Source organism: Streptomyces sp. NPDC059909 (assembly GCF_042730885.1).
Classification (GTDB): domain Bacteria; phylum Actinomycetota; class Actinomycetes; order Streptomycetales; family Streptomycetaceae; genus Streptomyces.
On the sequence record NZ_JBHWKX010000008.1, the window covers coordinates 95,919 to 119,503 of the forward strand.

Sequence of the window (23,585 nt, forward strand, 5' to 3'; positions counted from 1 at the left end):
GCGGGGACCGGTCCGCGGGACGGGTCCGGGCCCTGGCCCATGTTCCGGCCCGGGCCGACCGGCGATCGGGCGTACGCGACGCCGCCCACCGCACGCCGGTCGGCCTAAGGTAGGACGCATGAACGATCGCATGGTGTGGATCGACTGCGAGATGACCGGGCTCTCGCTGACCGACGACGCACTCATCGAGGTGGCCGCACTGGTCACCGACTCGGAACTGAACGTGCTCGGTGAAGGGGTGGACATCGTGATCCGCCCTCCCGACGCGGCCCTCGAGACCATGCCCGAGGTGGTGCGGCAGATGCACACCGCCTCGGGCCTCCTCGACGAGCTCGCGACCGGCACGACGCTGGCGGACGCCGAGGAGCAGGTCCTCGCGTACGTACGCGAACACGTCAAGGAGCCGGGCAAGGCGCCGCTGTGCGGGAACTCGGTCGGCACCGACCGCGGCTTCCTGCTGCGCGACATGCCGAAGGTGGAGGAGTATCTCCACTACCGGATCGTCGATGTCTCCTCGGTCAAGGAGCTGGCCCGCCGCTGGTACCCGAGGGCGTACTTCAACAGTCCGGAGAAGAACGGCAACCACCGGGCCCTCGCCGACATCCGTGAATCCATCGCCGAGCTGCGCTACTACCGCGAGGCGATCTTCGTCCCGCAGCCCGGCCCCGACTCGGACACCGCGAAGAAGATCGCGGCCCGTCACGTCGTCCCGGCGGAGGTCACGACGGAGTAGCCGCGACCGCTCGTACGCGGGTCCCGCCACGTGGACGTAAACGCGGGCGCGAGCACCCTCCCGGACCCTGTACACTTTTTCTCGGCCGGTCGGAAAAGGGACCGGTCGTGGTGGGTGTAGCTCAGCTGGTAGAGCACCTGGTTGTGGTCCAGGATGCCGCGGGTTCGAGTCCCGTCACTCACCCTGATTGATCAAGGGCCGGCCTGTGAGAACAGGCCGGCCCTTCGTCATGCCGCAACCCTTTGGCCCGTTCACCACCGTCGGCCGCCGTCGGGCCCCGGAGTCAGGACGAGTCGCGGACCACCAGTTCCGTGGGGAGCACCATCTGCGGACGGTCCGCGGTGCCGCGGGCGGCGATCTGCTGGATCAGCAGGCCGGCCATCGTGCGGCCCATCTCCTCGATCGGCTGGCGCACGCTGGTGAGGGCCGGGTCCATGTGGCGGGCCACCGCCGAGTCGTCGAAGCCGATCAGGGCCACGTCGTCCGGGATGCGGCGGCCCGCCTCGCGCAGCACCTGGCGGGCGCCGGCGGCCATGACGTCGGAGGCGGCAAAGACCGCGTCCAGATCCGGGCGGCGCTCCAGGAGGGCCCGCATGGCGCGGCGGCCGCCCTCCTCGGTGAAGTCGGCGGGCGCGATCAGCCGCTCGTCGGAGGGAAGGCCCGCCGCGTCGACGGCCTCGCGGTAGCCGTCCAGGCGGCACTGGGCACCGTACACATCGAGGCGGCCGGTGATCGTCGCGATGGTGCGGCGGCCACGGGACACCAGATGGCCGACGGCCGCGCGGGCGCCTTCGGTGTTGTCGGAGTCGACGGCGGCGAGCGGTTCGTCCGCGGAGCGTCGGCCGCTGATGACGGCCGGGATCGTGAGCTGCTCCAGCAGGTCGGGCAGCGGGTCGTCGGCGTGCACGGACACCAGCAGGACGCCGTCGACGCGGTCCGCGGCCAGGTACTGGGCGAGCCTGCGGCGCTCCCGGTCCGAGCCGGCGAAGGTCAGCAGCAGCTGCAGGTCGGTGTCGGCGAGGGCCGCTCCGACACCCCGCACGATGTCGGAGAAGTACGGCTCGGCGAAGAACCGCGCCTCGGGCTCCGGCACGACGAGGGCGATGGCGTCGGTGCGATTGGCCGCGAGCGCGCGGGCCGCGCGGTTGGGTACGTAACCGAGCTCGGCGACCGCCGCCTCGACGGCGGCCCGGGTCGCGTCGCTCACCCGGGGCGATCCGTTGATCACCCGGGAGACCGTGCCGCGGCCGACCCCGGCGTGTGCGGCGACCTCTTCGAGGGTCGGCCTGTGCCCGCTCCTGTCTCCGGACCTGGCGCCCGGGGCGCCCGCCCGCACACCGGTCTTCCGGCGATCCACCATGTCCGCCTCCCCTGGGTCCCCCTGGCCGAGAACATAACCTGTCGAGTGCCTTGACACCCCTCCCGGGAGCCGCGACCCTTCAACACATCACGTATGGGAGCGCTCCCACCGTACCTCACTCATACAGAACCCGCACGTTCCCCGCCCGAGCCGCATGCTCCACCGAACGGGCGCAGCACGTCAGTTGGCCGGGGGGTCGGCACGTCAGGGCACAAGGAGGACGCAATGCGCAGGACCGTAATCCTCGCGGTCGTCGCGGCGCTCGGCGCCGGGCTGCTGGCCGGCTGTGCCGAGGACAGCGACGAACCCGCCGGCGGCAGTTCGAAGGGCGGGGGCGACGGCAAGGGCAAGACCACGATCACGGTGGGAGTGTTCGGCGCCTTCGGGCTCAAGGAGGCCGGGCTCTACGACGAGTACATGAAGCTCCACAAGGACATCGTCATCGAGCAGACCTCGATCGAGCGCAACGAGAACTACTACCCGCAGCTGCTCACCCACCTGGGCAGCGGCAGCGGACTCGCCGACATCCAGGCCGTCGAGGTCAACAACATCGCCGAGATCACCTCGACACAGGCCGGCAAGCTCGTCGACCTGGGCAAGGTGGAGGGGGTCAGCAAGGAGAGCTTCCTGCCCTGGAAGTGGGCGCAGGCCACGACCGAGGAAGGCAAGACGGTCGGTCTCGGCACGGACATCGGTCCGCAGGGCATCTGCTACCGCAAGGACCTCTTCGCCAAGGCCGGGCTGCCCACCGACCCCGAGGCCGTCGGCAAGCTCTGGGCGGGCGACTGGAACAAGTACCTCGACGCAGGAAAGCAGTTCAAGGCGAAGGCGCCCAAGGGCACGGCCTTCGTGGACTCCGCGACCGGCGTGATGAACGCGATCACCGGCAGCAGCGCCAAGCGGTTCTACGACGAGAACGGCAAGATCATCTACAAGACCAACCCGGCCGTGAAGGAGGCCTGGGACATCGCCGCCGCCTTCGCGACCGAAGGACTGACCGGCAAACTCCAGCAGTTCACGCCCGCCTGGGACCAGGGCTACGCCAACGGGACCTTCGCCACGGTCTCCTGCCCGGCCTGGATGCTCGGCTACATCCAGGACAAGGCGGGGGCTGCCGGCAAGGACAAGTGGGCCGTCGCCCAGGCCCCGAAGCCCAGCAACTGGGGCGGCTCGTTCCTGATCGTCCCCGAGGCGGCCAAGAACAAGACCGAGGCGGCGAAGCTCGCTGCCTGGCTGACCGCTCCGGAGCAGCAGGCGAAGCTCTTCGAGAAGCGCGGCAGCTTCCCGAGCGCGTCCGCCGCGTACGCGCTGCCCGCCGTGTCCGGCGCCAAGCACGAGTACTTCGGAGGCGCCCCGATCGGCGAGATCTTCTCGAAGGCCGCCGAGGGCATCCCGGTCACCATCGTCGGCCCGAAGGACCTGGTCATCGCCCAGAACCTGGGGGACATCGGCATGCTCCAGGTCGACCAGAAGGGCAAGTCCCCCGAGGAGGGCTGGGACGCCGCGGTGAAGGCCATCGACAACGCGCTGGACCAGTGACAGGGACCGGATCCTTGACCGGAATGGCACAGGACGCCACAGCCGCCGCGCCCTCCCCGGGGGAGGAGGGCGCGGCCCCGGCGCGACCGACGAAGGACGACACCGCCGCGGCCGAACGGCGCCGCGCGCGGCGCAGCCGCTGGTACCGGCGGGACGTGCGGTGGAGCCCGTACGCCTTCGTCGCACCGTTCTTCGTGTTCTTCGCCGCCTTCGGGCTCTTCCCGCTGCTCTACACCGGCTGGGCCTCGCTGCACCGGGTGGAGCTCACGGCGCCGAACGACATGGAGTGGGTGGGGCTGCGCAACTTCTCCCGGCTGCTGGAGGACGAGTTCTTCTGGAACGCGCTGCAGAACACGGTCACCATCGGGCTGATATCCACCGTCCCGCAGCTGCTCATGGCGCTCGGCATCGCGCATCTGCTCAACTACCGGCTGCGCGCCTCCATGTTCTTCCGGGTGGCCGCCCTGACCCCGTACGCCACGTCGGTGGCCGCGGCGACGCTCGTCTTCGTGCTGCTCTTCGGCCGCGACTACGGAATGATCAACTGGGCGCTGGGGACGGTGGGGGTCGACCCCGTCGACTGGCAGAACGGCACATGGACCTCGCAGATCGCGGTCTCGACGATCGTCATCTGGCGCTGGACCGGCTACAACGCGCTGATCTATCTGGCGGCGATGCAGGCCATCCCCAACGACCTGTACGAGTCCGCCGCACTGGACGGGGCCTCGCGCTGGCAGCAGTTCGTCCATGTCACAATCCCCTCGCTGCGGCCGACCATCCTCTTCACCTGTGTCGTGTCGACGATCGGCGCGACCCAGCTCTTCGGCGAGCCGCTGCTCTTCAACGGGAGCGCGGGCGCGACGGGCGGCGCGGACCACCAGTTCCAGACGCTCGGGCTCTATCTGTACGAGCAGGGCTGGGTGAATCTCCATCTCGGCCGGGCCTCGGCGATCGCCTGGACGATGTTCCTGATCCTGCTGGTGATCGGCGCGGTGAACTGGCTGCTCGTGCGCCGGCTCCGCAAGAGCGTGTAGGGGGCTGATGTGCTGACGACGAAACGGCCGGCTGTTCCGGCGACGAAGCAGCCGACGGCGGAGCAGCCGGTGGCGGAGCGGACGCGACGCGGCGCCGGACGGCAGCTGCACGGCGGACGGATCACCTACGCGATACTGGTGATCTTCACCATCGGCTCGCTGTTCCCCCTGGTGTGGACGGCGATCGCGGCGTCCCGCAACAACACCCGGCTCGCGCAGACTCCCCCGCCTTTCTGGTTCGGCGGAAATCTCTTCAAGAACCTGGAGATCGCCTGGACCGACGCCAACATGGGCACGGCGCTCCTCAACACCACCGTCGTCGCGGGCTCGGTGGCGGCGGGGACGGTGGTCTTCTCCACGCTCGCCGGATTCGCCTTCGCCAAACTCCGGTTCCGCTTCAAGAACCTCCTGCTGCTCCTCGTGATCGGCACGATGATGGTGCCGCCGCAGCTCAGCGTCGTACCGCTGTACATGCTGATCGCCGAGCTGTCCTGGACCGACCAGCTGCAGTCCGTGATCCTCCCGACCCTCGTCAGCGCCTTCGGCGTGTTCTTCATGCGGCAGTACCTGAGCGAGGCGCTGCCGTCCGAGCTGATCGAGGCGGCCCGGGTGGACGGCGCGAGCAGCTGGCGCGTGGTGTGGCACGTGGTCTTCCCTGCCGCACGGCCCGCGATGGCGGTCCTCGGCATGCTGACCTTCGTGATGGCCTGGAACGACTTCTTCTGGCCGATCATCGCGCTGACCCAGACCGGCAGCCCCACCGTGCAGGTGGCGCTGACCGGGCTCGGCCGCGGCTACATCCCCGACCAGTCGGTGATCATGGCGGGTGCGCTGCTCGGCACGCTGCCGCTGCTGATCGCCTTCGTGATCTTCGGCAAGCAGATCGTCGGCGGCATCATGCAGGGCGCGGTCAAGGGCTGACGACTGTCGTTGCCTCACCTTTCTGTTCCTACGCACTTGTTGGGAGCTCCTCCATGTCCGAGTCCGTCAGCTTCCCGCCCGGCTTCCTGTGGGGCGCCGCGACCGCCGCGTACCAGATCGAGGGCGCCGTACGGGAGGGCGGCCGTACGCCGTCGATCTGGGACACCTTCAGCCACACCCCCGGCAAGGTGGAGAACGGGGACACGGGAGACGTCGCCGTCGACCACTTCCACCGCCGCGCCGAGGACGTCCGGCTCATGGCGGACCTCGGTGTCAACGCGTACCGCTTCTCGGTCTCCTGGCCGCGTGTCCAGCCCACCGGCCGCGGTCCCGCCGTCCAGCGCGGACTCGACTTCTACCGGGCCCTCGTCGACGACCTGCTGGAGCACGGCATCAGGCCTGTGCTCACCCTCTACCACTGGGATCTGCCGCAGGAGCTGGAGACCGCGGGCGGCTGGCCCGAGCGGGACACCGCGAGCCGCTTCGCCGACTACGCCCGTATCGTCGCCGAGGCGGTGGGCGACCGGGTCGAGCGGTGGACCACCCTCAACGAGCCCTGGTGCAGCGCCTTCCTCGGATACGGCTCCGGTGTGCACGCCCCGGGCCGCACCGACCCGGTGGCCGCGCTGCGCGCCGCCCACCACCTCAACCTGGGCCACGGTCTTGCCGCCCAGGCCCTGCGCACCGCCCTGCCCGCCCGGGCCCAGCTGTCCGTGAGCCTCAACCCCAGCGCGGTCAGGGCCCGCACGCAGTCGGACGCGGACCTGGACGCGGCGCGCAGGATCGACGCGCTGGCCAACAGGATCTTCAGCGATCCGATGCTCCACGGCTCGTACCCCGAGGACCTCCTCGCGGACACCGCACGTCTCACCGACTGGTCGTTCGTCCACGGCGACGATACGGCCGTCATCCGGCACCCCCTGGACTCGCTCGGAATCAACTACTACTCACCCGCCGTTGTATCAAGCGTCACTGACAGTGACGGTCGGCCGCCGGAGCGGAACGACGGTCACGGCGCGAGCGAGCACTCCCCGTGGCCCGGCGCGGACTCGGTCGCATTCCACCAGCCGCCCGGCGACGTCACGGAAATGGGCTGGTCCATCGACCCGACCGGGCTGTACGACCTGCTGCTGCGCTACACGCGCGAAGCTCCGGGGCTGCCGCTGATGATCACCGAGAACGGGGCGGCCTACCCCGATAAGCCCGCGGCGGACGGCAGCGTCCACGACCCCGAGCGGATCCGCTATCTGCACGGCCACCTCTCCGCCGTCCACCGGGCGATCGCCGACGGGGCCGACGTCCGCGGCTACTTCCTCTGGTCCCTGATGGACAACTTCGAGTGGGCGTACGGCTATGCGAAGCGCTTCGGCGCCGTGTACGTCGACTACGACACGCAGGCCCGCACCCCGAAGTCCAGCGCCCACTGGTACGGGCAGCTGGCCAGGACCGGTGTGCTGCCCGGTGCATGACGCGTGCCCCGGCCGGGTGGGGGGCGGTCCGGCCGGGGCACGCTGTGTGGGGGCGGGTAGTGGCTGGTTTCCGTGCGGTGGCTACTTGTAGGCGGCGAACGCCTTGGTGAAGGCCAGCGGCTCCTGGAGGATCGAGCTGCAGGTCGCGTCGGCGCGGTTGACGGCACCCTCCGCGCACTGCTTGTCACGGGTCGAGGACCACATGGCCAGCCACCCGATCCCCTTCGACCTGGCGAAGTCGACCAGCTGGGTCGCGTCGTCGACCTTGAAGATCTCGCTCGTCACGTCGTTGACGCCGATCATCGGGGTGACGGCGACTGCCTTCCAGGCGGCCGCGTCCGAGAGCCCGAGCACACCCTTGATCTGCGCCTGCGTCGCGGTGGCGGCCTGGATCGCGTACGTACCCATGTCGCCGCTGTACGCCGGCCCGTAGTCCATCGCCATGATGTTGACGGCGTCGGTCCTGACGCCGTTCTTCTTCGCGTCCGCGAGCAGATCGACACCGGGCTGCGTGAGGCCCTCCGGCATCACCGGCAGGGTGAAGGAGACGTCCAGCCCGGGGTGCTCCTTCTGGAGCTGCGCGATGGCCTGCGAGCGGCGGGTGTTGGCGGCGGTGTCCGGGAGGGCCGCGCCCTCGATGTCGAAGTCGACCTTCGTGAGCTTGTACTGGTCGATGACCTTGCCGTACGCCTTCGCCAGCTCACCCGCCGACGAACAGTTGAGGGCCAGCTCGTGGCCCGCCGCACCGCCGAAGGAGACCCGGACGTCCCCGCCCTTGGCACGCAGGGCGGATATCTGCGCCGCGACCTTGTCGTCGGCAAGGCCCGTGACACCGCCCCAGAGCGGGGCGCAGCTGCCGCCGGAGGTGATGAAGGCGAGGGTGAAGTCCTTCACCCCGGTCCTGGCGGCGGTGTCGAGCATGTCGTACGCCGGGTAGAGCGAGGTGTCGATGTACGGCGCGAACTTCGCGCCGCCGGCCGCCGGAGAGGTGGCGGTCGCGGTCGGCACCGGGGTCGGCGTCACCGTCTGCGTCGGCGTGCCGGTCGGGCTGGGCGGAGTCGTCGGGGCGGTCGGGGCGGGCGTGGGCTGCTCGGTGGGGCGGCCGCTGGGCTGCGGCGTCGCGCCCTCGTCGACCGAGCAGGCGATCTCGTTGATGCGGCAGCCGGACGGGTCGCCCGCCCGGCCGCTCGCCGAGGTCACGAATCCGACGGTGACGGACGCGCCGGGCGCCAGCTCCTTGTTCCAGCTCGCGGGCTTCACGGTGACGTGCTGCCCCTGGACGGTGTGCTCGCCGTTCCAGAGGGAGCCGATCTTTGTGCCGGCCGGCAGGTCGAACTCGAGGGTCCAGCCCGACCGGGCCGTGCCGGTGTCGTTCGTGATGACGTACTGGCCGGTGTAGCCGCTGTCCCAGGAGCTGGTCCTGGTGTACGCGGCACCGACCGCGGCGGCCTGCGCCGTGCCGGTGAGTGCGAACGCCACGCCGCCGATGACCGCCGCGGCCACGACCGCGCCGATCGCCTTCGTCCTGCCGCTCGCCCTGCGCCGGTGCGTGCTGCTGCTGCCCATCGCGTGCCTGCCTCTGTGTAACGGGGGTGGGGTGCGGCAGCACGCTAGCGGCAGCGGAACGGACAATTCCCCCGAGCCGGACAGCGGTTGAGGTTCTTAGGGTGCGCTTAAGGGCGGCATGGGTGGCGATTAATGGTTGAGACCTCTGCGCCTGCGCCGCCCCGCCCTGCTGCCCAGCCGCCGCTGCACCGGACCGTGCGCCGCCCCGCCGAGACCGATCCAGATCCGGACCTCCGTGCCGCCGAGCACCGAGTGCCCGATGCGCACGTCGCCGCCGGTCGACTCCGCGACCCGCCGCACGATGTCGAGGCCGAGTCCCGTCGAGCCGTCCCTGTGCCCGCTGTTGCCCCGCACGAGCGCCGCCTCCGGGTCCGCGATACCGGGCCCCGCGTCCGACACGAGCACGATCACGGCGTCGTCGCCGTTGTGCACGTCCACGGAGAAGGCCGTGCCCTCCGGGGTGTGGCGGAAGACGTTGCCGAGCAACGCATCCAGCGCGGCGGCCAGTTCGGGCCGGGCGACGGGGATGCGTACGGTACGGTCCACGCCCGCGAGGCGCACCTTGCGTCCCTCGTCCTCGGCGAGCGCCGACCAGAACACCATGCGCTCGCGTACGACTTCGGAGACGTCGCAGCCGGCGCCGGGACCCGTGGCCTGCGTCTGCGGCTTGGCCTCCCGCGCCGTACGGATGATCGTGTCGACCTCACGCTCCAGCTGCTCGACGGCGGCCCTGGTCTGATCGGCCGCGGGGCCCGTGCCCAGCGAGGCGGCGTTCAGCCGGAGCACGGTCAGCGGTGTGCGCAGCCGGTGCGACAGGTCGGCGGCGAGCTCCCGTTCGTTGGCGAGCAGCTGCACCACCTGGTCGGCCATCGCGTTGAACGCGACCGCGGCGGACCGCAGTTCGGTGGGCCCCTCCTCCGGGACGCGCGCCCCGAGCCTGCCCTCGCCCAGGTCGTGTGCGGCGCCCGCGAGCCGCTGGGCCGGCTGCACCATCCGTACGCCCAGCCGGTCGGCGACCGCGACCGAGCCGACGATCAGCGCCACGCCGACCACCCCGAGGACCAGCCAGGCGGTGGTCACACCGTTGCTGACCTCGTCCTCCGGTACGAATACCTCGACGACCGCGATCTTCCCGGAGCTGAGCGCGGTCGGCTGCAGCAGCGCCGAGCCGCCGGTGACCTCGGTGATGGAGGCGCGGCCCATCTGCTCGGTGGTGGCGATATCCCGTACGGCCGCCCGCCGCGTGCCGATCGCCGGCTCCTGGCCACCGGTCTCGTCCGACGCGGGTATGTGGAGCGCCATCCGCCCGGCCGCGCCCGCCTGGGTCGAGGCGACGGCCCGCTCCAGCTGGTCGCGGTCGGTGGTGATGGACAGCGTGGGGCCGATGGCGGCGGCCTGCCGCTCGGCGTTGGAGAAGGCCCGGTCCCTGGCCATCTCCTGGATGACGAGTCCGAGCGGTATCGCGAAGGCGATCACGACCATGGCCGTGACCGCCAGGGACACCTTGACCAGCGCCCATCTCACTGCGGCGGCTCCAGCTTCACTCCCACCCCGCGAAGGGTGTGCAGATAACGGGGGCGAGCGGCCGTCTCCCCCAATTTCCTTCTCAGCCAGGACAGATGCACATCGATGGTCTGGTCGTCGCCGTACGACTGCTGCCACACCTCGGCGAGCAGTTCCTTGCGCGGTACGACGACCCCCGGCCTCCCGGCCAGGAAGGCGAGCAGATCGAACTCACGGCGGGTCAGATCGAGCCGGGCCCCGTCGAGTTCGGCCTGCCGGCGCAGCGGATCGATCGACAGGCCGCCGACCTGGATCACCCTGCTCGGCGGCGCCTCGCCGGCGGCCGCCCGCGAGCGCCGCAGCACGGCCGCCATCCGCGCGGACAGATGCTCCACCGAGAACGGCTTGGTGAGGTAGTCGTCGGCGCCGTCGTTGAGCAGCCGCACGATCTCCGTCTCGTCGTCGCGCGCCGTCGCGATGATCACCGGAACGTCGGTGATGCCGCGCAGCATCTTCAGCGCCTCGGCCCCGTCCAGGTCGGGCAGCCCGAGGTCCAGGATCACCACGTCGAACCGGAAATGGGCCACTTCGCGCAGCGCCTCCAGGGCCGTCCCGACGCTCCGTACGGTGTGGGAAGCCTCGGTCAAGTGCCTGATGAGGGCGGAGCGCACGAACTGGTCGTCCTCGACCACGAGCACACTTGCCATGGGCGGCACCGTACGCCATTCGATGGAACGGAGTCCCCCTCGGGACATGGGCGCGGGCGTAGGGCAGTATGGCCCGGATGCGGAGAGGACTCGTACACGCCATGGCGTGGTCGCTCGCCACGGGCGCGGCGGTCACGCTCTCCTGGTGGGGTGTGCACACGGTGATGGCGGGGACGGCGTACGACCGGCCCCGAGCCCTGCCGATCACGACCGACGACCGCACCACGCAGGCCGGCCTGCCCCAGTCGTCGTCGACGCAGCACCCCAAGTCGCCGTCGCCCTCCCCGTCCTCCGGTGCGAAGCCGGGCAACACCCCTGAGCCTTCGACGTCCTCACCGGCCGAAAAGCCGGGCGACAAGCCGTCCACGGCCAAGCCGCCGTCCTCGCCCACCCCTTCGGGGAATGTGAAGAGCTACACGGTCGAGGGCGGCCGGGTCGCCTACGACATCGGGCCCGCCTCGGCGGAGCTGGTCTCGGCGACCCCGGCCTCCGGCTGGACGATGCAGGTCTGGAAGCAGCCCACGTACATCCGCGTGACGTTCTCGCAGGGCAGCCGGGAGATCGACGTGTTCTGCACCTGGCACGACACGGCTCCGCGGGTCGAGATCGAGGAGCGCTGACGCTCCGGGCGCAGGGCCCCGACCCAAGGGAGCGGCCCTGGGGGTGTCCGGTGGATCTTGCCGGGCTCCCCCCAGGCCCGCTCCCTAGCGGAACACCGACGGCGGCGGTACGGGCGACGGCCTGGCGCTCGCGTCGGTGACCACGGCCGCGCCACCGGTGAAGTCGGCCAGCGCCCTTCCGTGTTCGACCCGGCCCGCGTGGGGGTCGCCCGCGACCCTGCGGGTCAGTTCGGCGACGGGCAGCGGCAGGTCGGAGGCGAGCAGTACGGCGTTGCCGAAGCGGCGGCCGCGCAGCACGGTCGGGTCGGCCGCCAGCGCGAGCTCGGGAAAGACGGTGGCCGCGGTCGCGATCTGGCCGCGCAGATGGGCGAGCGGTGGACCGTCGGCGAGGTTCGCGGCGTAGTGCCCGCCGGGCTTCAGTACCCGGCGCACCTCGGCGAGGAACTCCGCACTGGTGAGGTGGGCGGGCGTGCGCGCGCCGCTGAAGACGTCCGCGATGACGAGATCGGCCCAGCCGTCGGGCAGCTTGCCGAGCCCTGCGCGGGCGTCCGCCGACCTGACCCGGATCCGTGCGTTCGGGTCGAGCGGGAGGTGGGCCCGGACGAACTGGACGAGGGGTCCGTCGACCTCGACGATCTGCTGCGTCGAGCGCGGACGGGTGGCGGCGGTGTACCGCGCGAGGGTGAAGCCGCCGCCGCCGAGGTGGAGGGCGTTCACGGGCCGCCCGGCGGGCGCGGCGAGGTCGATGACATGGCCGAGGCGGCGCTGGTACTCGAAGGTGAGCAGGGCGGGGTCGTCGAGGTCGATATGGGACTGGGGGGCGCCGTCGATGACCAGCGTCCAGCCGCGGGGGCGCTCACGGTCGGGTATGAGCTCGGCGAGCCCGCCGTCCACGGTCTCGGCGACGGTCTCGGGAGCCGCCGTGCGACCGCGCTGCTTCTTCCTTGCCACCTGCTCATTATCGGTGGCGCCGCCCCGGGCCCGTCCGCGCTGCGGGCGGTGGGCGGTGGGGCGTGCCCGGACAGCACACCTAGATGCTGTCGGCGGCCTCGATCATGCGGGCGGCCTCGCCGAGGGCCTCCCGGAGCACGGCCGGATCGGTCACGGGCCCGGTGTCGCCGGGAGGCAGCAGCCAGCCGCTGCCGGAGACAGGGGGCTCCGCCGGGATGCGCAGTCCGCGGCCCGACGTCTGCGTACAGGCGCTGCCCGGCATGTCCCAGCCGGCCGCGGTGCCGGGCGGCACCAGGAAGCCGAGGGTGTCGCAGCTGCCGTCGTGGAGTACGGGGCCGACGGCCGGGGAACCGCCGCGGCGCAGGATGTCGACCGCCTCCAGGCCCTGGCGGGCCGGAACGGTCACCAGGTCGCAGGGCACGGAGTGCTCGCCGGCCTCCTCGGTGCCCGGGCGCGCCGGGCCCGGTGCCGCGCTGTACTCCTCGGTGGGCAGGTGCTGAGCGCTCGTCGCGCTCGTCCGCGAGCCACTGCTGGTCTCCATGCCGACCTCCAACAAGGGACGCCTCCTCGCCGAGTGGGAACACGTTCCGTGTCCCCGCATGGTTCAACGCCCGTCCGCGTCAAGGGCTACGGCGGCACGCCGCCGCAAAGGATGGCAGTTCATGGCGGATCGTGGGTGAGATATCCCGTTTGTAGCTAAACCCTGCGTACCCGGCTCGTCACAGCAGGTACGTTCTTGCCCCGCCGGAGCAAGGAAATCTCAGTACCGGAGAAGGCGCCGGCAGTACAGGAGAGGGCTCGGCCATGGCGGCGTCACGGGCAGTTCCCAACCTCGCGTTCCGGCGGCTGCGCGGACAGCGCTCGCCGGGGGAGTTCGCGGCTCTCGTGCGCAGGGCCGCCCGGGAGATCGGCGAGCAGGTCGCCTGCGACGCCCGCTACATCGGGCGCGTGGAGGCCGGCGAGATCCGGTGCCCCAACTACGCCTACGAGCGGGTCTTCCTGCACATGTTCCCCGGCTCGGCCCTTGCGGACCTGGGGTTCTCGGCCCGCGAGACGGTACGGGGCCGGGGCGCGCGGATCACGGACGGCGGCCCCGCGAGCACCATCGGCCCCCACGGGACCCCCGGCTCCCCCGGCACGACCGACCCCATCGGCTCCGACAGCAGCAACAGCACCTACAGCAACGAGGAGAGCGACGTGCTACGTCGCGCATTCATGACCAGCGGCACCGTCACCGTGGCGGCCGCATCCCTGGGCTTCGGCTCCCTGCCGGGTACCGAAGCGCTCCGCACCGACGGGCTCCGTGCCGGCCTGCCCCGGCCGCGGATCGGCGAGTCCGAGGTGAGCGCCGTCGAGGAGGCGGTGCGCCAGATCCGGCTGCTCGACGACCGCCACGGCGCGGAAGGGCTCTACCAGCGCGCCGCCCAGCCCCTGCGTACCGCGTACGCGCTGCTCGACGCGGGCACGACCACGCGTGGCTCGACCGCCGACCGGCTGGCCTCCGGCGCGGGCGAGCTCGCCATCTCGGTCGGCTGGCTGGCCCATGACTCGGGCCGCAAGGACGAGGCCCGCTCGCACTACGCGGAGGCCCTGGCGACCGCCCGCGTCGCCGGTGACCCGGCCCTGGAGGCGCACGCCTTCTGCAACACGTCCTTCCTGGCCAGGGACGCCGGCCGGTACCGGGAGGCGGTACGGGCCGCTCAGGCCGGGCAGCGCGCGGCCGGACAACTGGCGTCGGCGCGGCTGCTGGCGCTGCTGAACCTGCGGGAGGCGGGTGCCTGGGCGGGACTCGGCGACCGGGCCGGGTGCGAGCAGGCGCTGTCCCGGGCCCACACGCTCTTCGACCGGGGGCCCTCGGACGCGGACCCCGAGTGGATGTCCTTCTTCGGCGAGCCCGAACTCCATGCGCTCGAGGCCCAGTGCTGGTCGACGCTGGGCGAGTGGGCCCGCGCGGCCCGCCACTCCCATCGCGCGGCGGCCCTCCAGGACCCGCACTTCGCCCGCAACCTCGCCCTCTACCGCGCCCAGCTCGCCGCCGACCTCGCCCGCGCGGGTGCGCCCGCGGAAGCCGCGGCGGCGGCCGGTCAGGTCCTCGACCTGCTCGGCGACGTCCAGTCCTCCCGCATCCACGCGATGCTCGCGGAGACGGCCCGCGTGCTGACCCCGCGGCGCCGGGCGGCGGGCGTGTCCGACTTCCTGGACCGCTACGCGCAGACGGCCAGGACGAGGGCGGCACTTCCCCGGTAGGCGGGGGTCACGAACCCGGGCGTCTCGAACCCGGGCGGGTCACGTACCCAGGTATCACCAGGTGGGTCACGTACCCAGATGCCCCGTGTCGTTCCAGCGGTCGATGGCGGGAGCCCCGTACGCCCGCCCGAGGGCGGACAGGCTGGTCGGATCCAGCTTGATGCGCGCGGCGAAGGACACGTCCTCGCCGATCCAGCGCGCGCCCAGCACGCGCAGGATGTGCCCGTGCGCGAAGAGCAGGACGTCCCGGTCGGCCGAGCACGCCCACTCGATGATCCCATCGGCGCGGGCGGAGAGCTGCGCCATGGTCTCGCCCTCGGGGACACCGTCGCGCCAGATCAGCCAGTCGGGGTCGATCGCATGGATCTCGGCCTGGGTCATGCCCTCGTACGCCCCGTAGTCCCACTCCATCAGCGCGTCCCAGGGCTGCGCACGGTCCGCGAATCCGGCGAGCTCGCAGGTCTCGTAGGCGCGTACGAGCGGGCTGGTGCGGATCTCGGCGTCCGGGAGCCCCGACCAGGGGGCCCTGTGCAACCGCTCGCCCAGCAGCTTCGCGCCGCGGCGTCCCTCGTCCAGGAGGGGGATGTCCGTCCGCCCCGTGTGCTTGCCGAGCAAGGACCATTCCGTCTGCCCGTGACGGGCGAGAAATATGCGCGGTGCCATACCTCCATCATCGCCCACCTGAACTCGCGGTGACATGCGGGCAACCCCCGCGCCTCCCGTCGCGTCCTGTACACCGTACGGTTGATCGCCGGCCGCCGGCCGCACCGATGACACGATGGAGACGCGTCCGGATGCCGCAGACCGCGCACAGGAGCCGCCGACCGCGCCGGGAATCGGACCACGGACCCGACCGGCGGCCCGCCGGACAGCCGGACCCGCGACCGGCCCCGCAGCCGCTCCGCCGGCCGCTCCGCTGGTGGACCGAACTGCCGCTGATCGTCGTGGTGTACGTCGCCTACTCGGCCGGCAGGCTGCTCGCGCGCGGGGACAGGAAGGACGCGATCGGCCACGGTGTGGGCATCCTGCACCTGGAGGAACGTTTCCGTATCGACTTCGAGCATCCGCTCAACCGGCTCTTCAGCGACACCCCGGGCCTCGGCATACCCGCCGACTTCGCCTACGCCTCGCTCCACTACCTGGTCACCCCGGCGATCCTGGTCCGGCTGTTCCGCCGGCGCCCCGCCCGCTACCGGGCGGCGCGGACCTGGCTGATGATCTCCACCCTGCTCGGGCTCGTCGGCTTCACGCTCATGCCGACCTGCCCGCCGCGGCTGCTGGACGCGGGGCACGGGTTCCTCGACACGATGGCGCAGTTCAGCTCGTACGGCTGGTGGGGCGGGGAGGCGAGCGCGCCGCGCGGTCTCGGCGGGATGACCAACCAGTACGCGGCGATGCCGAGCCTGCACGTCGGCTGGGCGCTGTGGTGCGGGGTGATGCTGTGGCTGCACGGCCGGGGCGTGCTCGCGAAGGTGGCGGCGGTCGCGTATCCGACGGCGACGGCGCTCGTGGTCATGGGCACGGCGAACCACTACTTCCTCGACGCGGTCGGGGGCGTCGCGGTGATGGGGACCGGGCTGCTGCTCACCCGGCCGGCGATGCGGCTCGCGGACCGGGTGCGGGCCCGCTTCGGGCGGGGTTCCGGGGACAACCCGTCCACGATTGTCGGTGGCGGATGCGAGACTTCCGCGGGTGAGCACATCCCTGGACAGCGGACCTCCACCGCAGGCGCCGGTGACAGCACTCCGGCAGCGACTCGCTGAGCTGCGCGGCCCGTCCGCCGCGCCGCATGCGCTCGACGCACGGGCGCTGGCGGCCCTCGCCGCGAACCCCGGGTGCAAGCGGCGCGCGCTGCTGGACGGGGCCGGGGTGGACAAGGCGGCTCTCGCCCAGGCGCTGGGTTCGCCCGCGGCGTTCGGCCAGTCCCAGTTCGCGTTCATGCGGGGCAACGCCTTCGAGGCCCGCGTCAAGGCCGACGGGGGTGCGGAGCTGCTGCGGCTGCTCGGCGTCGCCGACCCCCAGGAGGCCCGGGTCCCCGACCTCGCGGCGGCCGGGCCCGAGGGGCGCGCTGCGCGTACGGCACTGGCTCTGCGGGAGGCGACCGGGGCGGGGGTGTGGTCGCTGCTCGACCACCCGATGCTGGCGCTGGGGGTGGCGGGGTCGCCGGCGTACCTGGAGCCGGACGCGGTGGTGGTGCATCCCGACGGCCGCTGGACGGTCGTCGAGATCAAGTCCTTCCCGATGGTCGACGGTTCGGCGGACGCGGCGAAGGTGGGCGCTGCGGCGCGCCAGGCCGCGGTGTACGTGCTGGCCCTGGAGCGGGTCGCGGCCCTGACCGAGGGCGCGGAGGTCGGGCACTCGGTGCTGCTGGTCTGCCCGAAGGACTTCTCGAACCTGCCGGCGGCGTCCGTGGTCGACGTACGCAAGCAGCTCGCGGTGACCCGTCGGCAGCTCGCCCGTCTGACCCGCGTCGAGGACATCGCGGCCGCCCTGCCGGACGGGGTGAGCTTCGACGTGGAGACCTGCTCGGCGGACGAACTCACGGCCTCCGTCGAAGCGGTCCCCTCGGCCTACGCCCCCGAGTGCCTGGCCGCCTGCGAGCTGGCCTTCCACTGCCGGGAGCGGGCGCGCACGGCGGGCGCGGTGGAGTCGCTGGGGCGCGCGGTGCGGGGTGAGCTGGGCGGCCTGACGGCGGTCGGCGAGGTCCTCGCGGCAGCCCGCGGCGAGTCGGGTGACGCGGCGGACCCGGCGGTCGAGGCCCTGCGCCGCGCGGCCGCGCTCCGGGCGGAGGCGCTCAGCGCCTCCGGCGCGGGTGGGTCGCCCCTCGGCCTCGGGTGCCCGCCCGGTGATGCGCGGGCGGGGCAGGGGAGGGACGTGTGTCGCTGATCACCACCCTCGCCCGGCTCGAGGCCGTCGAGACGGGGCGGGCGCAGCCGATCGCCACCGTGCGGCACCGCCATGTCTCCGACCGGCCGCTCGTGTTCGTGCCGCTCACGACCGCCGGCGAGGCGGGCGCGCCGCTCGGGGCACTCGTCGGGACGGACCGGGAGGCGCCACGGCTGCTGGCCGTCGCGCAGCCGCGGGACCGGGATCTGCGGTTCGCCTTTCTCGCCGAGCTGGCCGATGCGGTGCTGCCGTATCTCGACGCGTACGCGGAAGACGTCGAGGCCGCCGAGCGGAGCGAGACGGATCCGGAGACCGGCAAGAAGGTCAAGGTCGAGGTCGAACTGTGCGCGGACGCCCCGCAGTTGATCGTGCCGAGCCGGGCCGGTGTCGAGTTCGTGCGGCTGCTCGGGCGGTCGATGCGGTTCCGGCGGACGGCGGAGCAGGACCCGGACACCCCCTATCCCGCGCCACCGCGCGTGCCGCTGCTCGGGCGCTGGCTGACGCACTACGGGGAGCGTGCCCGCGTGCCCGGCTCGTCGTTGCTGCTCGCCATGACGGATCTGCTGGGACGTCACTGGGCGACCGGGCAGTCCCGTCTGGAGGACCAGCATCTGGGCGCGCTGCTGGCCTGGACGGCTCCTCCCGAGGGCGAGTCGGGCGCGGAGGCGGCCCTGCGCGCCGAGCTGGCGCGGGACGCGGGCGGGCAGTTGCTGTGCCCGCCGGCCGGTCCCGCCACGGACCCTGCGTTCGACAACAGGCTGCTGGCGCCCGCGATGGAGCGGTACGACCGGGCGCGCCAGGCGCTCGCCGCCGCCGAGGACGGTGCTGCGGCGGACGAGCAGTTGGGCCGGCTGACGGCCGCCGAGCGGGAGATCCGCGGGCTGCTGGAGGGCGTCATGCGGCCGACCTGGGACGCCGTGTGGCAGGGCGTGGATCTGCTGCGGGAGCTGCCGGTGGGCGCGCGGGTCGCCGACCGCTGGACCCGTGACCGCTGGTCGTTCACCGGCCACCGCGACCGGGTGCGCGCGGGCGAGCCACCGCAGCCGCGCCGCGACGACGCGGTGAGCGCGGCGCAGAAGCTCGCCGCGCGCGAGACGGCCCAGGCACAGCTGGAGGCGCAGGAGGCACTGGACGATCCGCTGGTGCTGGCCGGGCGCAGGCTGTCCGGCGAGGCGTTCGTGGCGGAGGTGACCGACGTGACGATGGCCTGGTCGGAGTCGAAGCGGCCGTCGCCGCGTCCGCTGCTGACCGTGGACACGGACGACCGGCCGCGTCTGGGCGCGGGCGTGAAGGTGTACCGCTCGCTGGACGGCAGGCCCCAGTCCGCCGAGTTCGTGCGGTACGAGGAGGACGGCTCGGCGGTGCTGCGGCTGCTGGACCGGATGGGACGGTCCAAGGACCCCGCCGAGGGCTCGGTCCCCGAGAAGGGCGAGCGGATCGCCTGGACGCTGTTCGAGCACGACCAGCGCGGCGGGCCCAAGCTCCCCGACCCCGAGGAGACGCCGTGGACCCACGGCGGTCCGCCTCGCACCGACGCCGCCGAATCTCCTGACGCCGTAACCCCGGAGGACCTGCTGTGACGACCGGTTTCGATCCGGGCGCCGAGGCGGCGCGCGCGACCGCCCGCATCCTCGACGACACCGTCCACGGGGATGCCCGTGGCGTCGTCGTCGACTCGCCGCCCGGCGCCGGGAAGTCGACGCTCGTCGTCCGGGCCGCGCTGGAACTGGCCGCGGCGGGGCGGCCGTTGATGGTCGTCGCGCAGACGAACGCGCAGGTGGACGATCTGGTGCTGCGGCTGGCCGAGAAGGAGCCTGAGCTGCCGGTCGGCCGACTGCACAGCAACGACCCGGATCCGTACGACAAGGCGCTCGACGAGCTGGAGAACGTACGGAAGTCGGCGAAGGCCGGCGACCTCGCCGGGCTGGACGTCGTCATCTCGACGGCCGCGAAATGGGCGCATGTGAAGGGCGTCGAGCCATGGCGGCACGCGATCGTGGACGAGGCGTACCAGATGCGCTCGGACGCGCTGCTCGCGGTGGCCGGGCTGTTCGAGCGGGCGCTGTTCGTCGGTGATCCGGGGCAGCTGGACCCGTTCTCGGTGGTCGGGGCCGAGCAGTGGGCGGGGCTGTCGTACGACCCGTCGGCGAGCGCGGTCTCGACGCTGCTGGCGCACAATCCGGAGCTGCCGCAGCACCGGCTTCCTGTCTCGTGGCGGCTGCCGGCATCGGCGGCGCCGCTGGTGTCGGGCGCGTTCTATCCGTACACGCCGTTCCGCAGCGGTACGGGGGCGGGCGACCGGCGCCTCGCCTTCGGCGTCCCGTCGGACGGGTCGGGCCCCGACCGGGTGCTCGACGAGGCGGCGGAGTCGGGCTGGGGCCTGCTGGAGCTGCCGGCCCGGCATACTCCGCGGACCGACCCGGAGGCGGTGCGCGCGGTGGCGCTGGTGGTACGGCGGCTGCTGGACCGTGGCGGGGCGTCGGTGTCGGAGCGGTCGGAGCATCCGGTGCCGCTCACGCCGGACCGTGTCGCCGTCGGCACGGCCCACCGCGACCAGGCGGCGGCAGTACGGGCGGCGCTGACGGAGCTGGGCGTGAGCGGGGTTGCCGTGGACACGGCCAACCGCCTGCAGGGCCGCGAGTTCGACGTCACGGTCGTCCTCCACCCCCTGTCGGGCCGCCCGGACGCGACGGCGTTCCACCTGGAGACGGGCCGTCTGTGCGTCCTCGCCTCCCGGCACCGCCACGCCTGCATCGTGGTGTGCCGCGCGGGCGTGGCGGACCTCCTGGACGAGCACCCCTCGACGGAGCCGGTGCAGCTCGGCGTCACGGTGAAGTTCCCGGACGGATGGGAGGCGAATCACGCGGTCCTGTCCCACCTCGCCGAGCACCGCGTGACATGGACACCGCGAGACACGCCGCCCGAAGCCTGCGAAGCAGTGCGAGAGCGGCCAGAAGAAACAGCCCCGACGGATGGGAGGCGAATCACACGGTCAATGTCTCACCTCGCCGAGCACCGCGTGACATGGACACCGCGAGACACGCCGCCCGAAGCCTGCGAAGCAGTGCGAGAGCGGCCAGAAGAAACAGCCCGGACGGATGGGAGGCGAATCACGCGGTCCTGTCCCACCTCGGGGAACATCGCGTGGCGTGGACGCCTTAGGTTCTCGTGTGCCGCGGAGAGACACGTAGGGCCTCTTGTGCGGAGCGGGACAATGGTGCTTGGTCGGGATGTCGAGGAGGAGACACGCATGGCGGAGTCGTCTGAGCGGAGCGAGCGGCGGATGCGGCCTGCGCCGCTGATCTTCGAGCCCTCGGAGGCCGCCTCCGACCCGGAGCACTTCTTCGACCTCGAGTCGATCGAGGACCCCCGGGAGCTGCTGTCGCGTGCGACGGAGCTGACGCTGGCCTTCCAGGCCGCGGCGGACCGCGCCCTGGAGTACCAGGCGGTCGCCGCTGCCCAGCTCGCCGACCCCCGCCGCTTCGACCGGCTGACCGCGGCGGACATCGCGCAGCGGGCGGAGTGGAGCGAGGACTACGCGAAGAAGATGGTCGAGTTCGGCCGCGACCTCCTCCGCGCGTCGGAGCCGGACGACCAGTAGGTCCGACGACCACGAGACAGGTCGCTCCGGGCACCGCGGCCTGCACGCGGGGGCCCCGGACCCGCGGGGCCGTGAGCCCACGGGCCTGCACACGACAGACAAGGTCCCGCATGGCATATGCCGCGGGGCAAGATACCCCTCCGCGCCCGGCCGTGTCCCGATTTTCCGCAACTCACAGAAACAGCGCGCTGACTCCTCGTACACGTAGGAGCCATGAGTACCTGGCTGCGCGACGAGACCCCCCTGAGCCCTGCCGGTGACCACGACGAGCGGCGCCGTGACATCTTCGCGTCGCTGCGGGACGAAGGGCGGCATCAGACCGCGCACGTGACGGCGTCCGGGGCGGGATGGCTCGCGTCGGCCAGTACGCATCCGCGGTCCACCCTGGCGCTGTGGGAGGCCGAGCCCACCGCGCCCGCGGTCGTGCCCTGCGGGACCGTGTTCGACGTCGTCAACGTGCCCGGGATCTTCGGGCGCCGGATACTCGAGCAGCTGTGGTCGGACGGGCCCGGCTCCGGGCCCGTGGCGTTGCACCGCGGCCGGATCCTGCTCTTCGCCGTCCCGGGCACGGCCCAGCGGTTACCGTCCCTGCTGGACTGGGAGGAGTGGGGCGCGTCCGTGCCGCCGCTGCTCTGCCACGGCACCGGCGACGCCGTCACCATCCCGCCGCTCACCCCCCGCCCAGGCCCTTCCGGCCCGGACTCCCCCACCTCGGGACCGCGCTGGGTCGTGGCCCCCGACGCCCGCAACCCGTGGCTCCCTGGGCCCGAGGTACTGCTCTGGGCATGCGTGCGGGCCGCCCGCGCGACCTCCGCCACGGCGGTCCGTATATCGATTTTTCCTCCCGCCGATCAGGGTGCTAAGGTCTACGACGTCAGCAGGCGCCGCTAGCTCAGTTGGTTAGAGCAGCTGACTCTTAATCAGCGGGTCCGGGGTTCGAGTCCCTGGCGGCGCACTTGCGATTTCGATCGCTGACCTGGGCGTTCTCGGTTTCCGAGGGCGCCCTTCGGCGTTTCCGCACACCGGCACGGATGCGCGGCCCGGCGGAGGGTCGACCGGACACCCCGCGGCAGCGAGGCCGGAAAGGGTGCCCGCGGCGGCGAGGCCGGAATGGGTGCCCGCGGCAGCGAGGCCGGCAGGGTGCCCGTGCCGGCGGCCACCGCGACACCACGGGCCGGGATCGTCGCCTCACGCCACCGGCGTGATCTTGACCGTCCAGGCTCCCGTGCGCGTCCGGTCCGCGACCTCCACCCGCACCTGCTCCCCCGGCACCGTGAACGCCTCCCCCACCGTCAGCGGTGCGTCCGCCAGCGGTGGGTACACCGACTGGTCCCAGCACGCTTCCGTGCCCGGATGGGTGTCGATCACCTCGACCGGTCCGCCGCCGGACTCGGCCTCGTTCCGTACGCGGTAGATCAGCACGCCCTCGGTGCAGGTGTCCCGGTCGTTGCCGGCCGCGCCGCGGGCCTCGATCGCGAGCGCCGTGTTCTCACCGGTCCGTACGACCGCGAGCCGGGTACCGACGGACATGCCGGGGGCCGGTTCCGCGCCGAGCGCCTCCAGGGTGATCATCCGGTCCGCCCTGCCGCCCGTGATGCACCGGACCTGCCGCTCGTCGAGCCAGCCCAGCTTCCACTTGTGCCAGCCGAAGAGCTCGGGCGCGAGACCGAACTGGCTGCCCATCACGTCCCAGTCCCCGACGTGCGTGTCCCAGTCGCCCTTGCCGTCCATCGGCCGGTGGTAGAGGTCGGGCAGGTCGAAGACGTGTCCGGTCTCGTGCGCGAGCACATTGCGATCGGGGGGATGCCGCTCGAAGACCGTGACGACGCGTCGGATGTCCGTACCGTCGGCGGACAGCGGCTGGTCGAAGTTGACGACCTTCGTCGCATCGGAGTCGACGCCCGGCGCGTCCGGGTCGGCGACGAGATAGACGATGTCGTAGCGCGAGAAGTCGACCACCGGGTCCGCGACGGTGATCGCGTCCCGCAGATACGCGGCGCGCCGCCCGGCGTCCCAGTCCCGCTTCATCCGGTACGCCGTCGAGGCCTGCGGCATCTGGATCCACTGCCGCAGCGGATGCGCGCGCAGGGTGAACTTCCCGTACGACGCGCGCCGGAAGAAGTCGCTGGTCGCGGGGAAGTGGTCGGCGGCCAGTTCGTCCGGGGTGGCCAGCGGGGCGGCGTCCGGGAAGGACAGGAAGACCATGGCCGCGTCGAGGGTGCGCTCGGGACGCGGGAACGCACCGTTCCAGCTGTCCAGCCCGAGCGAGTGATGGGCGGAGGTACGGGGGAGGGCACAGGGTCCCGCCGAGGTGTCGGCCACGGCGGGACCCGCCACGAGCGAGGTGGCGGCGAGGGCCGCGAGGGAGGTGAAAGCGGCGGCAATGGCACGCAGGTTGGGCCGTTCCACCCCCTCGGGTGTTCCGTCGCGCGTCTGCTGACCCTCCAC

19 protein-coding genes, 2 tRNA genes and 1 pseudogene are annotated in these 23,585 nt (G+C 72.2%); 14 read left to right on the top strand and 8 right to left on the bottom strand.

Annotation, left to right across the window (positions count from 1 at the left end):
* Positions 1–118: 118 nt before the first annotated feature.
* Positions 119–733 carry an oligoribonuclease gene (gene orn, locus ACFV9O_RS08755; protein WP_385414185.1) on the top strand — a complete coding sequence of 205 codons (615 nt, stop codon included), beginning with the start codon at positions 119–121 and terminating at the stop codon, positions 731–733.
* 110 nt (positions 734–843) lie between these two features.
* Positions 844–916: transfer RNA gene (locus tag ACFV9O_RS08760), tRNA-His, on the top strand.
* 100 nt (positions 917–1,016) lie between these two features.
* On the opposite strand, the gene ACFV9O_RS08765 is transcribed toward ACFV9O_RS08760, so the two are convergent.
* Positions 1,017–2,093 carry a LacI family DNA-binding transcriptional regulator gene (locus ACFV9O_RS08765; RefSeq protein ID WP_385414187.1) on the bottom strand — a complete coding sequence of 359 codons (1,077 nt, stop codon included), beginning with the start codon at positions 2,091–2,093 and terminating at the stop codon, positions 1,017–1,019.
* 225 nt (positions 2,094–2,318) lie between these two features.
* On the opposite strand from ACFV9O_RS08765, the gene ACFV9O_RS08770 reads away from it, so the two are divergent.
* The 4 genes from ACFV9O_RS08770 to ACFV9O_RS08785 all read left to right on the top strand — a co-directional run bounded on the left by ACFV9O_RS08770 (position 2,319) and on the right by ACFV9O_RS08785 (position 7,056).
* Positions 2,319–3,632 (top strand): ABC transporter substrate-binding protein, encoded by a 1,314-nt coding sequence (locus tag ACFV9O_RS08770; RefSeq protein WP_385414190.1) that lies wholly within the window; start codon positions 2,319–2,321, stop codon positions 3,630–3,632.
* Between the two features lie 23 nt (positions 3,633–3,655).
* Positions 3,656–4,666, top strand: coding sequence for a carbohydrate ABC transporter permease (locus tag ACFV9O_RS08775; RefSeq protein ID WP_385414303.1), 1,011 nt, complete (start codon positions 3,656–3,658; stop codon positions 4,664–4,666).
* A 69-nt stretch (positions 4,667–4,735) separates the two neighbouring features.
* Positions 4,736–5,587: a carbohydrate ABC transporter permease gene (locus ACFV9O_RS08780; protein WP_385414306.1), complete on the top strand. Its 852-nt coding sequence runs from the start codon at positions 4,736–4,738 to the stop codon at positions 5,585–5,587.
* A 53-nt stretch (positions 5,588–5,640) separates the two neighbouring features.
* Complete coding sequence (locus tag ACFV9O_RS08785; protein ID WP_385414193.1) at positions 5,641–7,056, top strand: GH1 family beta-glucosidase; 1,416 nt, start codon at positions 5,641–5,643, stop codon at positions 7,054–7,056.
* 81 nt (positions 7,057–7,137) lie between these two features.
* Here the strand turns inward: ACFV9O_RS08785 and ACFV9O_RS08790 are convergent, their stop codons facing one another.
* From ACFV9O_RS08790 to ACFV9O_RS08800, 3 genes are all read right to left on the bottom strand, one after another.
* Complete coding sequence (locus tag ACFV9O_RS08790; protein ID WP_385414196.1) at positions 7,138–8,622, bottom strand: cellulose binding domain-containing protein; 1,485 nt, start codon at positions 8,620–8,622, stop codon at positions 7,138–7,140.
* 129 nt (positions 8,623–8,751) lie between these two features.
* Positions 8,752–10,146 carry a sensor histidine kinase gene (locus tag ACFV9O_RS08795; RefSeq protein ID WP_385414199.1) on the bottom strand — a complete coding sequence of 465 codons (1,395 nt, stop codon included), beginning with the start codon at positions 10,144–10,146 and terminating at the stop codon, positions 8,752–8,754.
* Positions 10,143–10,832 carry a response regulator transcription factor gene (locus ACFV9O_RS08800; RefSeq protein ID WP_385414201.1) on the bottom strand — a complete coding sequence of 230 codons (690 nt, stop codon included), beginning with the start codon at positions 10,830–10,832 and terminating at the stop codon, positions 10,143–10,145. Before ACFV9O_RS08800 ends, ACFV9O_RS08795 begins: the two co-directional genes overlap by 4 nt.
* Before the next feature lie 68 nt (positions 10,833–10,900).
* Here ACFV9O_RS08800 and ACFV9O_RS08805 point away from each other — a divergent pair, with 68 nt between their 5' ends.
* Positions 10,901–11,452: a hypothetical protein gene (locus ACFV9O_RS08805; protein WP_385414203.1), complete on the top strand. Its 552-nt coding sequence runs from the start codon at positions 10,901–10,903 to the stop codon at positions 11,450–11,452.
* Between the two features lie 84 nt (positions 11,453–11,536).
* Here the strand turns inward: ACFV9O_RS08805 and ACFV9O_RS08810 are convergent, their stop codons facing one another.
* Together ACFV9O_RS08810 and ACFV9O_RS08815 are read right to left on the bottom strand one after the other, a co-directional pair.
* Positions 11,537–12,403, bottom strand: a complete 867-nt coding sequence (locus ACFV9O_RS08810) for a spermidine synthase (RefSeq protein WP_385414206.1) — start codon at positions 12,401–12,403, stop codon at positions 11,537–11,539.
* A gap of 79 nt (positions 12,404–12,482) precedes the next feature.
* Positions 12,483–12,944, bottom strand: a complete 462-nt coding sequence (locus tag ACFV9O_RS08815; protein WP_385414210.1) for a hypothetical protein — start codon at positions 12,942–12,944, stop codon at positions 12,483–12,485.
* 263 nt (positions 12,945–13,207) lie between these two features.
* Here ACFV9O_RS08815 and ACFV9O_RS08820 point away from each other — a divergent pair, with 263 nt between their 5' ends.
* The gene (locus ACFV9O_RS08820; RefSeq protein WP_385414212.1) at positions 13,208–14,650 is read left to right on the top strand and encodes a tetratricopeptide repeat protein; all 1,443 of its coding nucleotides are present in this window, start codon (positions 13,208–13,210) and stop codon (positions 14,648–14,650) included.
* Positions 14,651–14,716: 66 nt separating this feature from the next.
* Here the strand turns inward: ACFV9O_RS08820 and ACFV9O_RS08825 are convergent, their stop codons facing one another.
* Positions 14,717–15,313: a histidine phosphatase family protein gene (locus tag ACFV9O_RS08825; RefSeq protein ID WP_385414214.1), complete on the bottom strand. Its 597-nt coding sequence runs from the start codon at positions 15,311–15,313 to the stop codon at positions 14,717–14,719.
* A gap of 131 nt (positions 15,314–15,444) precedes the next feature.
* On the opposite strand from ACFV9O_RS08825, the gene ACFV9O_RS08830 reads away from it, so the two are divergent.
* The 6 genes and pseudogenes from ACFV9O_RS08830 to ACFV9O_RS08855 all read left to right on the top strand — a co-directional run bounded on the left by ACFV9O_RS08830 (position 15,445) and on the right by ACFV9O_RS08855 (position 22,092).
* Complete coding sequence (locus ACFV9O_RS08830; RefSeq protein ID WP_385414215.1) at positions 15,445–16,413, top strand: phosphatase PAP2 family protein; 969 nt, start codon at positions 15,445–15,447, stop codon at positions 16,411–16,413.
* On the top strand, positions 16,343–17,536 hold the full coding sequence (locus ACFV9O_RS08835) for a hypothetical protein (protein ID WP_385414217.1): 1,194 nt from the start codon (positions 16,343–16,345) through the stop codon (positions 17,534–17,536). Before ACFV9O_RS08830 ends, ACFV9O_RS08835 begins: the two co-directional genes overlap by 71 nt.
* A complete protein-coding gene (locus tag ACFV9O_RS08840) occupies positions 17,527–19,116 on the top strand; it encodes a hypothetical protein (protein ID WP_385414219.1) in 1,590 nt (529 codons plus the stop codon). The genes ACFV9O_RS08835 and ACFV9O_RS08840 overlap by 10 nt, the downstream gene beginning before the upstream one ends.
* A pseudogene (locus ACFV9O_RS08845) lies at positions 19,113–20,444 on the top strand (AAA family ATPase); the annotation flags it as partial. The gene ACFV9O_RS08840 and the pseudogene ACFV9O_RS08845, both read left to right, overlap by 4 nt.
* 906 nt (positions 20,445–21,350) lie before the next feature.
* Positions 21,351–22,028: a bifunctional DNA primase/polymerase gene (locus ACFV9O_RS08850; RefSeq protein WP_385414222.1), complete on the top strand. Its 678-nt coding sequence runs from the start codon at positions 21,351–21,353 to the stop codon at positions 22,026–22,028.
* Positions 22,019–22,092: transfer RNA gene (locus tag ACFV9O_RS08855), tRNA-Lys, on the top strand. The genes ACFV9O_RS08850 and ACFV9O_RS08855 overlap by 10 nt, the downstream gene beginning before the upstream one ends.
* 233 nt (positions 22,093–22,325) lie before the next feature.
* Here ACFV9O_RS08855 and ACFV9O_RS08860 read toward each other — a convergent pair.
* The gene (locus ACFV9O_RS08860) at positions 22,326–23,585 is read right to left on the bottom strand and encodes a M6 family metalloprotease domain-containing protein (RefSeq protein WP_385414309.1); all 1,260 of its coding nucleotides are present in this window, start codon (positions 23,583–23,585) and stop codon (positions 22,326–22,328) included.

Bases quoted from the DNA above. Each gene is read 5' to 3' on its own strand.
- orn (WP_385414185.1), top strand. From the start codon at position 119: ATGAACGATCGCATGGTGTGGATCGACTGCGAGATGACCGGGCTCTCG.
- ACFV9O_RS08805 (WP_385414203.1), top strand. From the start codon at position 10,901: ATGGCCCGGATGCGGAGAGGACTCGTACACGCCATGGCGTGGTCGCTC.
- ACFV9O_RS08800 (WP_385414201.1), bottom strand. From the start codon at position 10,832: ATGGCAAGTGTGCTCGTGGTCGAGGACGACCAGTTCGTGCGCTCCGCC.
- ACFV9O_RS08825 (WP_385414214.1), bottom strand. From the start codon at position 15,313: ATGGCACCGCGCATATTTCTCGCCCGTCACGGGCAGACGGAATGGTCC.
- ACFV9O_RS08785 (WP_385414193.1), top strand. From the start codon at position 5,641: ATGTCCGAGTCCGTCAGCTTCCCGCCCGGCTTCCTGTGGGGCGCCGCG.
- ACFV9O_RS08790 (WP_385414196.1), bottom strand. From the start codon at position 8,622: ATGGGCAGCAGCAGCACGCACCGGCGCAGGGCGAGCGGCAGGACGAAG.
- ACFV9O_RS08820 (WP_385414212.1), top strand. From the start codon at position 13,208: ATGGCGGCGTCACGGGCAGTTCCCAACCTCGCGTTCCGGCGGCTGCGC.
- ACFV9O_RS08765 (WP_385414187.1), bottom strand. From the start codon at position 2,093: ATGGTGGATCGCCGGAAGACCGGTGTGCGGGCGGGCGCCCCGGGCGCC.
- ACFV9O_RS08815 (WP_385414210.1), bottom strand. From the start codon at position 12,944: ATGGAGACCAGCAGTGGCTCGCGGACGAGCGCGACGAGCGCTCAGCAC.
- ACFV9O_RS08775 (WP_385414303.1), top strand. From the start codon at position 3,656: ATGGCACAGGACGCCACAGCCGCCGCGCCCTCCCCGGGGGAGGAGGGC.
- ACFV9O_RS08850 (WP_385414222.1), top strand. From the start codon at position 21,351: ATGAGTACCTGGCTGCGCGACGAGACCCCCCTGAGCCCTGCCGGTGAC.
- ACFV9O_RS08830 (WP_385414215.1), top strand. From the start codon at position 15,445: ATGCCGCAGACCGCGCACAGGAGCCGCCGACCGCGCCGGGAATCGGAC.
- ACFV9O_RS08770 (WP_385414190.1), top strand. From the start codon at position 2,319: ATGCGCAGGACCGTAATCCTCGCGGTCGTCGCGGCGCTCGGCGCCGGG.